This is a genomic window from Magnetospirillum sp. 15-1, assembly GCF_900184795.1.
Classification (GTDB): domain Bacteria; phylum Pseudomonadota; class Alphaproteobacteria; order Rhodospirillales; family Magnetospirillaceae; genus Phaeospirillum.
Window position 1 is genome coordinate 921,728 of sequence record NZ_FXXN01000028.1, and the last position, 11,411, is coordinate 933,138.

The window sequence follows — 11,411 nt, forward strand, 5'->3', positions numbered from 1 at the left end:
GCGTCTATTATCATGTGTCAGACTTCTTTTATTCTTTCTGCTTGCGATGGTACTCGGAGCCGTACATTGACTGAGCGGCGCAATGTCCGCACTTTCGAGCGAGTGGCCGAGGATGCCCAGGCCAACGTGCGGCCTGTTTCGACCGCCCGCTTCAACGCCATCACCGGGACCTTGACTGTCACTATCGTGAAGGAGGTCTCGGGCGAGGTTCGGGAATACGAAGTTTTCGACGAAGCGGTAACGACGGTAACGGAACGTCCCCCGGACATTGGCCGCAGTGTTATTTCATTGCCATTTGATGTCGTCCTGGCCCCCTTCGACAAATCGGCCCAGCGTGAATTGCCGACCCTGTTCCAGTACCGGGAATTGGAACGTAGCCAGAGAGTTCACACTGATCGCATCAGCGCCGACGGTAAGCCTCTGGGCAGACAAGGGGTGACCCGCCGGCCCTGGCCGGGGCTGAGTGTGTCTCTGTCCATCGAGGAAGGGCCGCCGCGCCAACGCCAGAACGATGCCGACGGCGAGGCGGTGTTCGACCTGTACGATGCCATCGACACCGCCGGCCAATTGCTGGACCATGATTATCTTTCGCTAAAGGTGTGGGCCGAGGTCGGGGGCAAGAAGGTGGAAACACCCATCATCCTGGCCGGGGCCGATTTCGCCGCCCTGCGCCGCCTGACCGCCAATTATGCCGCCGAGAAGGGGCGCCAAGCCCGTTCGAGCGGCGATCATTCCGACGCGGCCAAGCGCTTTCGTCTGGCCGCCGAACTGGGTGCCCCCGAGGCGCAATACCTGCTGGCTGAGATGTACCGCGACGGCCAGGGCGTGCCGCAGAACCAACGGGACGCCCGCCACTGGACCGAACGCGCCGCCCGTCAGGGGCACGCCTCGGCGCAACTGGCCCTGGCCGAGGGCATGGGGCAGGGCGCCGAGGCCTATGTCTGGGCCTCGCTGGCGGCGGCGCAATTGCGCGACGACCAGCGCCGCCGGGCGGTGGCCTTGCGCGACTCCCTGGCGACGCGCCTGAAGGCCGAGGATTTGCGTGCCGCCCAAGCCCAGGCGACACGCTTCGCGGCGGTGCCGGAAATGCGTGACGAAAGCCTGACCGCGCTGGCCGCCCAGGCCGAACCGCCGCCGCCGCTCGATGCCACCCGCCTGAAGGGAAAGCCCAAGCCCAATGCAGCCGCCCTGATCATCGGCATCGAGGATTACCTGACGCTGCCCATGGCCCAGTTCGCCGGGCGCGACGCCCGCGCCTTCGGCGAATTCGCCACCAACGCCCTGGGGATGGAACCGGCCAGGGTCAAGGTACTGACCGGAGCCGAGGCGCGGCTGCTGGATATCGAGAAAGCCATCGACACTTGGCTGAAGGCGGAAATCCAGTCGGGCGCCACCGAAATCTATGTCTTCTTTGCCGGGCACGGCCTGGCTTCGCCCGATGGGCGCGAACTATACCTGATCCCTCATGACGGCGACCGCGCCATCCTGAAGCGCAGCGCCATCGACCGCGACCGCCTGATCGCCGGTATCCTGGGTCACGGCGCGGCTAACGTCACCCTGTTCCTCGACACCTGCTATTCCGGCGGCACCCGCAACGGCGCCAGCCTGATCGCCGATGCCCGACCGCTGATGATCGTGCCCAAGGACCAGGGACTGCCCCCCGCCGCCAATTTGCTGGCCGCCGCCGGCAATGACCAATTGTCGTCGTCCTACGGCCCGGCGCGGCATGGCCTGTACAGCTATTTCCTGATGCGCGGCCTGATGGGCGACGCCGATGCCGATGGCGACCGCGTCCTGACCCTGGCCGAGTTGTCCACCTTCGTCCAACGCAACACCCGCCGCGAAGCCGCCCGCCTGGGCAGGGATCAATCGCCGGTGCTGGCAGGGGACGGGGAAAAGGTGGTGATGCGGTGGTAATTCAACAGTGAAGGGGGAAATCATGCTTAGCAAAATATTTGTGTCGGCCATCTCTGTGATGGTGATTATGTCGCTATCGGCGAACGCGAAAGAAAAAACCAAGGCAGTATGGCGTTCTGAGGCCGAGGTTTGCAAGAATAACAACTATCCTGCTGGCTGCTTTAGCAGCGTAACATCGAAAGGAACCCTCGTAACTTGGGGTGGAAAGATGGTGAATCTTGAGTTTATCGGCGACGGCTTCACAGGAAACGCCGACGTCAAAATCACTTGGGTGAGCCCAGGTACGGATTACAAGTGCGGGCAAATTGTCAGGTTTAATTACTACAACGAACTCAAAGACATGACCGCAAGGTCCCTGGCCATGAGGCCATGTAATTAACGCAAATGTGCGATCAAGAGCTCGCCACTGCTAGAAACTTCTACGTTAATTTTTACTTAAAAAACGGAGATGTAACCATGAAGCGCTTTCTTACCATCAGCACTGCGATCGCTGTTGCCACATTTTCGGCCCTTCCTGCGCTGGCTGGCGACTTCGGCAGCGGCGGCGTCCGGGAAATTCGCAAGGCTGATTACCTGTCGGGCGTCCAGTTCGTCCGCATCACCTGCAATAGCGGTGGCTCCAGGGTCATCGGCCAGCGTTCGGACGGCTATTGGGTGGATTCGGGTTTCAGCAACATGGGGGACCGTTTCCGCAACATGTCAGCGAACGAGGTGGCCGAGAAGGGGTGCCGCTGACGCAGATGCTCACCAGCATTCCGAGTCTGCGGGGCTCTGTCCAAAGGAACCCCGTAGACACAATCCGCTTGGGCTGCGGCCAATCACCGGGCCGAGGAAGCAACTGGTTTAAGGGACGTTGCAAGTGCGATATCCACATAGTGCGGAATGGTAATTGGTACAGCGATGTCTGGAGCATCTGCTCCGCAAGTCGCGGCGAGAAGGCTACCAGTGTAAAAATTGCAAATGTCGGCTTTCCCATCGCCCGCGGTCTCCCTTAACGGGGACCACTGATGCCCCTCCAACGCCGACAGAATGATACAAGATTGCAGAAGGGAGCCGTGAAAAATTGAATGGTTGACACGTGTATAATTATTATAGGTAGCAAGCTTAAGGTTGTAATAATGCCGTAAATTACAGGCTTTTGATAGAAGGGATCTCGCATCATGACCATGCATCGATTCTGCAAGCGTGCAATGCTTGTGCTTATGTTTTTTTTATCCTCGGCTGCGGCTGCGAGTGGACCAACGTACGAGGAGACAGTCGATTTTATTAAGAAGAAAATCGATAATAATAATTATAAGGGGGATTACGGATCTGCTTGGCGGGAGTCCTTTAATGAAATAAGCAGATGCACATTTGAGATTAGATCTTATGTTTATTATCCTGGCCGCGAAGAGAGTGGTGACCTAACGTCTTATGTTGTTGACTTTAAAGATCTTGACCCAGGCCGAACATCTATTGGTTCCGTGGAGGGAAATCCCCCATGGGTCACCACAATAACAAAAGAAAACAAGGAAAGTATCAAACGCACAAGCTACGATAGACCATCTGAAAGCGACTTCTCTAAGAAATATGCAAGCATGAAAGACCGGCCTGGAAATAGGCGATATGTAGATGATGTGAGGCTGTACTCACTTAACTCTCCTCGAGAAGAAAATGCTGGTCGCATAAAAAATGCTGTCAATCACTTGATCGGCATGTGTGGCGGAAGCGCTGAACTGTTCTAGGAACAACCTCGGAGGGCGTAGAACATTAAGGCGACGAATGCGAATAGGCTATTTGAATGATGCATGACCTTCTGAAACCTCCCACTACCCCTGCCCCGGAATCCTGGCGCAGCGCATTGCGCCAGGACATCCACGCCATCGCCTTTCGCTTCCGCTACGAGTTGGACACGCCCCATTACGGCCCCCGCGCCGGGTCGTGGGTGCGTGAGGCGCGGGAGGCCGCCGACGCCATCCTTGACGCTGCCGAGGCTGAGAGCTGGGGCACGTTCTGCGCCCAGGTGATCGCGGGGCTTGAGGCGCAAAGCGATCGCTGGCGCGGCAGCGAGTTTTCCGATCCCGACGGTTTCGGCGGCTCGGCGCTGGGGCGGTTCGGTTCGGCGGTGGAGGCGGTGAAGGACCAGGATTTCGCCACCGCCTGCGGTACGATGAAGGCGGCGGTCGAGGCGCGCGAGGCCAAGCCCATTCCCCGCCACGACGTCTATCCCATGCCGCCGGAATGGTCGGCACCAAAGCCGCAGCCCATAACCCTCCCCCCCTGTTTTCTCAATTCTAGCGATATGGTGGCGGGGCATGTTCGGATGACGGGATGGCCGCTCTCCGCCCCCGCGACGGAACGTGACCGCCGCCCGCCTTCCGCGCCTCCGCCCGCCACGATACCCGCATGGGAAAAGTCGGCTTCAGGATGATGCCTGCACGCTGCCTGGGGGCTGCTGCCCGTGTTTGGAATTCTTTCTGTCGGTTCAGGGCTCGAAGACGAAACAGCCACGCTACATTGGCCCGAAGCAACGAAAGCGGCCGACCAGGGTTCCCCCCGGTCGGCCGCGTCGAGCGAAATCCGATCTGTTCTATTTGCCGATAGACGGCGCCTGCGCCAGCAGGGTGCGAGTCTGCTCGGAATCCGCTGATCCACCGAACTCGAAGTCGAAGGCGGTGGCGAACTTGCCCGCCAGCAGCGTCACCACCGAGATGATGCAGCCACCGACGGCGGTGTTGCCGTCCACATGGCCAAACACCATGAAGCCGATACCGCCGACAATGCCGAGGCCGGCGGTGACCAGCAGGACGTTGGCGCGGGTATTGCTGCGCCCGGCTTTGATGAACTCGCTGTCTCTGGCACGGGCGTTTTGACGGTCGGCCAGGGTGGCGGTCAGCGTGGTAATGGCCCCGGTCATCTGCTGCATGCGTTCGGCATGGGCGAATCCTTGCGCCTGGGAGCGAAGCTGGAACACCAGATTGGGGTCCGCCAGCACCTCGCGGGCCTTGCCGGGATCGTCGGTGCCGGTGATGGTGCGGACGGTGTCGGCCAGTTTGCCGACGGCCTTCTCGGCATCGTCGCCGAACAGGCTGGCGATGTCCGGTGCCACGTCCAGCGCCACCTTGGCCAGACCAGCGATGGGATTGGCGGCGATGGCGGCGGCATCGCCGAGGAGATCGAGCAGATTCATGGTCAGGCGCTCCCCAGCCCCATGCCAACCCCGGCCATGATCACCTCTCTGGCGTAGGGCTGCTGGCCATTTTCATGGCGGATGATGGCTTCGACCAGTTCAGCCATGGTGTCGGCATTGGTCAGGTCGATGGCCTGATCGGGCTTGACGCCCAGACGGGCGGCAACATGGGCGATATAGGAGCCGGTGTCGTTCTCACAGCCCGGCGCCCAGCGATTAATGATTCCGGCGACGGTGTTGAGGCCATAGCGGCGTTGATAGCCGAGCAGGATGCGGGCTAGGGCACGAATACCGGCCTCGGGGCTAATGAACTCCTCGAACACCGGATCGTCATCGGTGGCGCGCTCGCCCTGCCACTGGGTCTTGTCGCCAGGGGATTCCTTGATGTTGCCGGGATTGTTGAGGCGAATGCCACGAGGAATGGTGCAGGACTGGGTCATGATCATTCTCCAATACAAAAAGCCGCCCGAAGGCGGCTGTGGGGACGGGAAATGGAAGATGGCTAATTGACGTGGACGCGGGCATCCTCGGCGACGGCGGTGATCTCCACCTGTTCGGCGCGGGGGCGGATGGCGAGGATGCGGGCGGATTGGGCCCAGGCCTGGCCGGGGCCGAAGGAAAAATACGTCCGCTCCTCCGAGCCGCCGGTATAGGGGGTGACGGTCAGCGGCTCGGCGAGACGCACCATGGTGGGCGCATCGGCCACCGGCTCGACCCGGAACGGCCCCGCCAGACTTCCGTCGCGGCGGCGCAGCGCCAGATAATGGCTGGCGCCCTCGGTCCAGGTCAGCGGCTCGGATAGCACCAGTACCGCCCCAACCCAAGGCGGCTTGGTAGATTCGGCCCGCCAGTCGACCACCTCGCCGCCCTGGCCCCAGCGGGGCATATCGTGGGTGATGGCGACCAGATCGCCGTAGGTGGGGATCATGCCCTCCAGCTCGGTGCGGAAGGTGACCAGGCGGCGGCGATAGCGGTTGTTGGCGGCAATGTAGAGACCTTCCCGCTGGGCATGGTCCTTGGCGGTGCAGCCGAACAGGTTGACCTTGGCGGGATTGTCGCCCTGGCTGTCGGGCAGCTTGGCGGTGGTCTCGTCGGGCTTCCAGGTGCGCGACGAGAAATACTCCACCGTCACCGCGTCGGCGGTGTCGTCGCCGGGCATGACGTATTTGATCTTGAACGAGCCCTTAACGATGTTGCGCGACCCGAACATGGCCACCGGCATGGTCTGGGGCGCATCACGGATGATGCGGACGATGCCACCCTGCTGGATGGGCACGGCGCGGCCGCAGCGGGCGATACGGGTCAACGCTTCCCACACCGTCATGCTGGTGTCGAACACCGCGTCGAAGGAATCGCCACGGGCAGCCCAAACGGCATCCAAGGTGGCCAGCGTCTTGAGATCGATCCTGGAATCGGACAGCTTCGCCCCATACTCGGCCTTGCAGGCATCTGCGAAGGCCCAGGCGATGGACCGGGTTGGCTGCGGCGCCGACCAGCCACCGGTCGCCGACCACACCCGCAGCTTGCGGGTGGCGATGACATTGATCATGCGGCTGGAGCGCTGGCTGAGGTTGTCGGTGGCCCGCATCTTGACCGCCAACAGGGTGACGGAGCCGAAATCGGGCTGGCCGGTCAGATAGGCACGCAGAGCGCCCCAGCGGATTTCATGGCCGGCGCGTTCGGCGGTGTCCTTGGTGTCAAGACGCTTGAGGCGGACCTCGTAACGACCGGGACTGACCGAATAGCGGAAGGACAGACGGATGGTGCTGTTGGTGGCGGCGGTATGCGACGGCTGCGCCAGAACCGCCCAGCCACCAATGGCTCCCCCCTCGGCATCGATGGCCCGCGCCTCGACCTGCCACTGGACGGTGCGGCTGTCGAGGCTGCCGCCGTCATTGGCGTAATAGAGGCCACGCGGCATTACCACGTCGATGCCCAGCGCCCCCGCCGAGGTGTCCACCGGGTTGGCGGTGAACGGGCCGATATATCCGTCGTCGCCCGATTGCACCAGATTGGGCGCCACCAGTTCCTGACCGGCCACCTCGGCGGCGGTGACCACGTCGGGCTCGAACAGGGTTACCGGGGAACCGGGCGGGACGGTTTCGGTCTGGACCTCCTCGAACGAGGAGATGGGGGTGTCCTCGATGCGGATCTGCTCGACCGCGTACTCGCCCTGGCCGATGACGTGGAGCTGATACAGGTACTGCTCGCCGCCGACGTAATCCTGGTAGGGCTCGGAGGCGAGGTCGGGATAGATCAGGTGGCGGCCATAGATCACCGGGATCGGCTGGCCCAATCGGCCCTGGTTGCCCTGAGCCTGGATTGAATAGGTCGGGCTGGGGGCCGGCGCGCTGCCGCTGCCGCCCCAGTTGAGCGACGGCATGGAGGGCTTGGGGGCCGGGATCACCGTATTGATCAGCATCGAACCGGCCAGGGCGATGCCAGCGGTAGCCATGGCGGCGGCACTGCCGGCGGCGGTATAGCCCATGGCCACCGCCGCCATGGGACCCAGATAGATGGCGGCCACCATCACCGCGATGGTGAGCACGATCCGCATGGGGTTCTTGCCACCCCCACCACCGCCTCCGCCGCCCTGGGGCCAGCGAATGACGGTGACGACCTCGCCGTCGCCGATGGCCCGGACGGTATAGATGCCGACCGGCACCGCCATGCCACCGATCAGGATTTCCGGTCCATCGGGCCAGCAATCCTCGGCGATGCCACAAGCCTGCAACAGGCCGCCCAGCGTGATCCCTGCTTCCACAGCATGAACCGAGCGGCTGGCCACCGGTTCGAACGGATTGGTGACGATGATGATGGAGGCGGTCATGGCAAGAACCGATAGAAGCCTTCGACGGCCCAGCCGTTGAGTTGAAGAGCATCCGAGCGCTGAAACACCACCCCGGCGCCCTCGGCGCAATGCAGAACGCCGCCACCATCAACATCGAGCCAGATGCCCACATGGATGGGATGGCGGGATCGGCGCAGCAGCACGCAATCGCCTTCCGCAGGCGGATCGACCTTGGCCCAGCGCCGACGCTCGGGGTGGTCGCGGAAGGTGCGGCCCATGACCAGCATGTCTTCGGGATTGCTGATCTCGGGCAGCAGGCGGCCGAAATGGCGGGCCTGCACCATGCGGACGAATTCCCAGCAATTGAACATGCTCGGCCCGCTGCCGTGGACAGACCACGGCAAACCGATCAAGGCGATGCCCCAATGGGGGCCGCAAACCGGCGACTGGCATTCGCGGGTCATTGTCGCTATCCTCATCTGGTCAGAATGGTCAGGAGACGCCCATGCACGCGTGGCAGGTTCAGGATGCCAAGGCCCGGTTCAGCGAGCTGCTGCGCAGCGCTGCCAGCGAAGGCCCGCAGGCGATCACCGTTCGCGGCCGCACCACGGCGGTGGTGATGTCCCAGGACGAGTACGAACGGCTGAAGGGACGCAAGCCGTCGCTGGTGGAATTCCTGCGGGCTTCGCCGCTGTCTGGCGTGGACCTCGACGTCGAACGCGACCGCTCGCCGTCGCGGGACATCGAGTTGTGAGCTATCTGGTCGATACCTGCGCCCTGTCCGAGCTGATCCGGCCCGTCCCGGCGCCGCAGGTGGTGGAGTGGTTCGAGACGGTGCCGCAGGAAGCCTTGTTCATCAGCGCCCTGACCCTGGGCGAAATCCGCCGGGGTGCCGAGAAACTGGCGGATGGGCGGCGGCGCGGCCGGATCATCGCTTGGCTGGAAATCGAGCTGCCCGACTGGTTCGAGAGTCGCGTGCTGCCGGTCGATGCCGCGGTGGCCGACGAATGGGGCCGCCTGACCGCACGGATCAAACAGCCCCTGCCGGCCATCGACAGCCTGATCGCCGCCACCGCCCTGAAGCACCGGCTCACCGTGGTGACCCGCAACGTCGCCGACTTCGCGGCGGCCGGCGTCGATATCCTCAATCCCTGGGAAACCTGATCCCCGTCACCGCGCCAGGCCGGGAAAGCGCCGAGCGGTATAGGTGATGGAAGGGAAGGACTTGTTGCCGGCGTCCAGCATGCGGGCGCGCCCGGTGACCCTCATGGTGTCGGCTTCGACATCGGTCAGGGTCAGGGTCATGGTGATGGGCGGGTCCATATGGGGGCCGTTGAGATCGGTGGAGAGATAGGGCCGCCAGGTGATCTCGATCACCTGCTGGCTGACGGCGGCCCCTTCCAGAGCGTCGGTGATGTCGCTGCCGACATTGTCGAGGGTGACGGTGATTTCCGGCACCGGAGCGGTATCCACCGGCGGCGGGGAGAACTCGAAGGCCAGCGCGGCGAAGGTCACCCGCTTGCCGCCGTCACGGGGAGCACCAGCCTCCAGCCGGGCGGTGAGATCGGCATGGTCGCGGACCACCCGGATCGGCTCGTTGAAGGTTGGATGCCAGATTTCCAACGTATCAAGGACCACCGTTCCGGCCGGGGCTGATGCAAACGCCTCCTTCAGCGCCTGCGATAACGTCGGATCAGGCATGGTCGTCCTTGCCGGGAACGCACATGGGTGACGGGAACGGGCACAGCGTCCTGGTCTCCAGCAGCATCCGGATCTGATGGACAACCTCGCTCAGTCCCTCGACCGCCGAGCGCAGGGCCTCTGTCTGGCGGGCCTGTTCCTCGACCACATGGGCGAAGGCTTCGACGGGAACACCGGATGCATCCGGCGCCCCCTGCTTCCTCGACCATGCCCAGGCGATGATGGCGATGATGATCACCGTGGCGGCGATGGCGGCGATCTGGACCATGGGGGCGGCCTGACCCCAGGCGCCCACATACTGGGTGGCGACTCCGGCCCAGATTTCCGGGGATTGTTCGGTCATGGCATTGAATTCCGGGTCGGGGGAAGGGGCTACCAGGAGAAGGCCAGGATCTCTTCCTGGGAGGCGAGTTTGGCGATGGCGGCTTCGGCCTGGTTGCTCGCCAGCCGAATGACCTCACGCTCGGCATAGACCTCCTGGAGGGTCTTGGTGCCGTTCAGGGCATCCCGCTCACGGGCGCGTTCGACCTTCCAGTCGAGAGTGGCGATGCGCTGCGCCGCTTCGGATTTCACCCGTCGAACCAGTGCGGTTCTGGCCGCCTGGAGTTCCTCGGCCTGCCGCTCGACGACGCGCTCGGCATCAATCTCGCGGACCCGATCGTCGGTGACGCCGTCATAGCGGTCGACGACCTCGCCGTCGACGAGATGGAACCGGTGCCCCAAGGTCGAGTCCACCGGCAGATCGTGGTCGCCCTCGGGACCGATGACGCCCCAATCATTGCCATGGGGGAAGCTGATTTTGCCGGCCATGATCAGATGCCTCCGATGATCGGGACGATGTAGGGGTAGTTGGTCGAGTGATAGGCGCTGTCGAAGATGTAGACGTTGAAGCCCGGCACCTTGGAGCTCATGTCGCCCTTGTCGGCGACGGCCTGGAACACCGTGCGGGTGTCGATGTGCGACATATAGATGCCGTAGCCGCTGTCGGAATTCGGGCTGTAGGACACCATGAAGTCGCTGTCGCGGATGGGCGCGAACGACCGGCCATAGCTGGAATCCTGGTATTGCAGGAAGGCGTACTTCCCGTCCGACACCCGGATCAGGAACACCTCGGCCCCGGCCCCATAGTAGTAATAGGGCTGGTAGCAGATGACGTATTTGCCGTCGTTGGAGATCTGGAAGCGGATGCCGTTGCGGTCGGCGGATTCCATGCCGTAGGTCGTGGTGGTGCTCAGGGTGTGGGTGGCTTCCTTGGTGTAGCTGACCTGCCTTGGAAATCTTCCTCCAGTTTGAAGTAGAGTCCGGCCCATCAGAGGACGGACGACATGAAGCGCAGCAGGTTCAGTGAAGAACAAATCATCGGCATCCTGAAGGAGCAGGAGGCCGGGGCGGGGACGGCGGATGTGTGCCGCCGGCACGGCATTTCGAGCGCCACTTTCTACAAATGGAAGGCCAAGTATGGCGGCCTGGAGGTGTCGGAGGCGCGGCGGCTGAAGGCGCTTGAGGATGAGACCCGAAGGGCAGCGCAGCAAACGCCCKTACGGATACGGCGGAACAGGGAATCCGTGGACATGGGCTTGACCAGGAATTCGTTCACGCCGGCGCCCCGGGCCTGGAACACCACCTCGGTGGCGGATTCGGCGCTCATCATGATGATGGCCACGTCGTCGCAGGACACCATATCCCCGGCCGGACGAAGCGGGTGGAAGTCGATGCCGGTCCATGGGAGCCATGTCGTGGTCGACGATGACCAGATGCACCGGCTGCTTNGCCAGGATCTCGACGTCCGGTGGGCCGTCTCCCGCCTCGAGGATGGTCTTGATGCCGAAGGAT

The 11,411-nt window shown here is 63.0% G+C and carries 16 protein-coding genes; 8 read left to right on the plus strand and 8 right to left on the minus strand.

What is annotated here, in order from left to right; all coding sequences use genetic code 11:
- Positions 1–66 precede the first annotated feature (66 nt).
- The 5 genes from CP958_RS25560 to CP958_RS25570 all read left to right on the plus strand — a co-directional run bounded on the left by CP958_RS25560 (position 67) and on the right by CP958_RS25570 (position 4,327).
- Positions 67–1,917 (plus strand): caspase family protein, encoded by a 1,851-nt coding sequence (locus CP958_RS25560; protein WP_170959117.1) that lies wholly within the window; start codon positions 67–69, stop codon positions 1,915–1,917.
- A gap of 22 nt (positions 1,918–1,939) precedes the next feature.
- Complete coding sequence (locus tag CP958_RS26175; RefSeq protein ID WP_141400644.1) at positions 1,940–2,296, plus strand: hypothetical protein; 357 nt, start codon at positions 1,940–1,942, stop codon at positions 2,294–2,296.
- A 77-nt stretch (positions 2,297–2,373) separates the two neighbouring features.
- On the plus strand, positions 2,374–2,652 hold the full coding sequence (locus CP958_RS25565) for a hypothetical protein (protein WP_096704968.1): 279 nt from the start codon (positions 2,374–2,376) through the stop codon (positions 2,650–2,652).
- Between the two features lie 425 nt (positions 2,653–3,077).
- A complete protein-coding gene (locus CP958_RS26180) occupies positions 3,078–3,641 on the plus strand; it encodes a hypothetical protein (protein ID WP_141400645.1) in 564 nt (187 codons plus the stop codon).
- Positions 3,642–3,697: 56 nt separating this feature from the next.
- Entirely contained in the window at positions 3,698–4,327 is a 630-nt protein-coding gene (locus CP958_RS25570; protein ID WP_096704969.1) for a hypothetical protein, read from the plus strand.
- A 159-nt stretch (positions 4,328–4,486) separates the two neighbouring features.
- Here CP958_RS25570 and CP958_RS25575 read toward each other — a convergent pair whose 3' ends face one another.
- The 4 genes from CP958_RS25575 to CP958_RS25590 all read right to left on the minus strand — a co-directional run bounded on the left by CP958_RS25575 (position 4,487) and on the right by CP958_RS25590 (position 8,341).
- Entirely contained in the window at positions 4,487–5,086 is a 600-nt protein-coding gene (locus CP958_RS25575; protein ID WP_096704970.1) for a hypothetical protein, read from the minus strand.
- 2 nt (positions 5,087–5,088) lie between these two features.
- Positions 5,089–5,526, minus strand: a complete 438-nt coding sequence (locus tag CP958_RS25580; RefSeq protein ID WP_096705055.1) for a structural protein — start codon at positions 5,524–5,526, stop codon at positions 5,089–5,091.
- A 62-nt stretch (positions 5,527–5,588) separates the two neighbouring features.
- On the minus strand, positions 5,589–7,916 hold the full coding sequence (locus tag CP958_RS25585) for a host specificity factor TipJ family phage tail protein (protein WP_096704971.1): 2,328 nt from the start codon (positions 7,914–7,916) through the stop codon (positions 5,589–5,591).
- A complete protein-coding gene (locus CP958_RS25590; RefSeq protein WP_096704972.1) occupies positions 7,913–8,341 on the minus strand; it encodes an NlpC/P60 family protein in 429 nt (142 codons plus the stop codon). Before CP958_RS25590 ends, CP958_RS25585 begins: the two co-directional genes overlap by 4 nt.
- Positions 8,342–8,382: 41 nt before the next feature.
- On the opposite strand from CP958_RS25590, the gene CP958_RS25595 reads away from it, so the two are divergent.
- Both CP958_RS25595 and CP958_RS25600 read left to right on the plus strand, forming a co-directional pair.
- Positions 8,383–8,631 carry a type II toxin-antitoxin system Phd/YefM family antitoxin gene (locus CP958_RS25595; protein WP_096704973.1) on the plus strand — a complete coding sequence of 83 codons (249 nt, stop codon included), beginning with the start codon at positions 8,383–8,385 and terminating at the stop codon, positions 8,629–8,631.
- A complete protein-coding gene (locus tag CP958_RS25600; RefSeq protein ID WP_096703357.1) occupies positions 8,628–9,041 on the plus strand; it encodes a type II toxin-antitoxin system VapC family toxin in 414 nt (137 codons plus the stop codon). Before CP958_RS25595 ends, CP958_RS25600 begins: the two co-directional genes overlap by 4 nt.
- Positions 9,042–9,047: 6 nt before the next feature.
- On the opposite strand, the gene CP958_RS25605 is transcribed toward CP958_RS25600, so the two are convergent.
- From CP958_RS25605 to CP958_RS25620, 4 genes are read right to left on the minus strand one after another with little or no spacing between them, the layout of a single operon-like run.
- On the minus strand, positions 9,048–9,578 hold the full coding sequence (locus CP958_RS25605; protein ID WP_096704974.1) for a DUF1833 family protein: 531 nt from the start codon (positions 9,576–9,578) through the stop codon (positions 9,048–9,050).
- Positions 9,571–9,921, minus strand: a complete 351-nt coding sequence (locus tag CP958_RS25610) for a hypothetical protein (RefSeq protein WP_096704975.1) — start codon at positions 9,919–9,921, stop codon at positions 9,571–9,573. The genes CP958_RS25605 and CP958_RS25610 overlap by 8 nt, the downstream gene beginning before the upstream one ends.
- 29 nt (positions 9,922–9,950) lie before the next feature.
- Positions 9,951–10,388 (minus strand): hypothetical protein, encoded by a 438-nt coding sequence (locus tag CP958_RS25615; protein WP_096704976.1) that lies wholly within the window; start codon positions 10,386–10,388, stop codon positions 9,951–9,953.
- A gap of 2 nt (positions 10,389–10,390) precedes the next feature.
- A complete protein-coding gene (locus CP958_RS25620) occupies positions 10,391–10,888 on the minus strand; it encodes a hypothetical protein (RefSeq protein WP_242443145.1) in 498 nt (165 codons plus the stop codon).
- A gap of 15 nt (positions 10,889–10,903) precedes the next feature.
- Between CP958_RS25620 and CP958_RS27250 the strand changes: the two genes are divergently transcribed.
- A partial coding sequence (locus CP958_RS27250) for a transposase (RefSeq protein ID WP_242443147.1) occupies positions 10,904–11,411 on the plus strand: 508 nt, incomplete at its 3' end.

Excerpts from the sequence above, each read along its gene's own strand:
- CP958_RS25580 (WP_096705055.1), bottom strand. The coding sequence starts at position 5,526 with ATGACCCAGTCCTGCACCATTCCTCGTGGCATTCGCCTCAACAATCCC.
- CP958_RS25585 (WP_096704971.1), bottom strand. The coding sequence starts at position 7,916 with ATGACCGCCTCCATCATCATCGTCACCAATCCGTTCGAACCGGTGGCC.
- CP958_RS25570 (WP_096704969.1), top strand. The coding sequence starts at position 3,698 with ATGATGCATGACCTTCTGAAACCTCCCACTACCCCTGCCCCGGAATCC.
- CP958_RS25615 (WP_096704976.1), bottom strand. The coding sequence starts at position 10,388 with ATGGCCGGCAAAATCAGCTTCCCCCATGGCAATGATTGGGGCGTCATC.
- CP958_RS25575 (WP_096704970.1), bottom strand. The coding sequence starts at position 5,086 with ATGAATCTGCTCGATCTCCTCGGCGATGCCGCCGCCATCGCCGCCAAT.
- CP958_RS25620 (WP_242443145.1), bottom strand. The coding sequence starts at position 10,888 with ATGGGCCGGACTCTACTTCAAACTGGAGGAAGATTTCCAAGGCAGGTC.
- CP958_RS25590 (WP_096704972.1), bottom strand. The coding sequence starts at position 8,341 with ATGACCCGCGAATGCCAGTCGCCGGTTTGCGGCCCCCATTGGGGCATC.
- CP958_RS26180 (WP_141400645.1), top strand. The coding sequence starts at position 3,078 with ATGACCATGCATCGATTCTGCAAGCGTGCAATGCTTGTGCTTATGTTT.
- CP958_RS26175 (WP_141400644.1), top strand. The coding sequence starts at position 1,940 with ATGCTTAGCAAAATATTTGTGTCGGCCATCTCTGTGATGGTGATTATG.
- CP958_RS25610 (WP_096704975.1), bottom strand. The coding sequence starts at position 9,921 with ATGACCGAACAATCCCCGGAAATCTGGGCCGGAGTCGCCACCCAGTAT.
- CP958_RS25605 (WP_096704974.1), bottom strand. The coding sequence starts at position 9,578 with ATGCCTGATCCGACGTTATCGCAGGCGCTGAAGGAGGCGTTTGCATCA.
- CP958_RS25595 (WP_096704973.1), top strand. The coding sequence starts at position 8,383 with ATGCACGCGTGGCAGGTTCAGGATGCCAAGGCCCGGTTCAGCGAGCTG.
- CP958_RS25565 (WP_096704968.1), top strand. The coding sequence starts at position 2,374 with ATGAAGCGCTTTCTTACCATCAGCACTGCGATCGCTGTTGCCACATTT.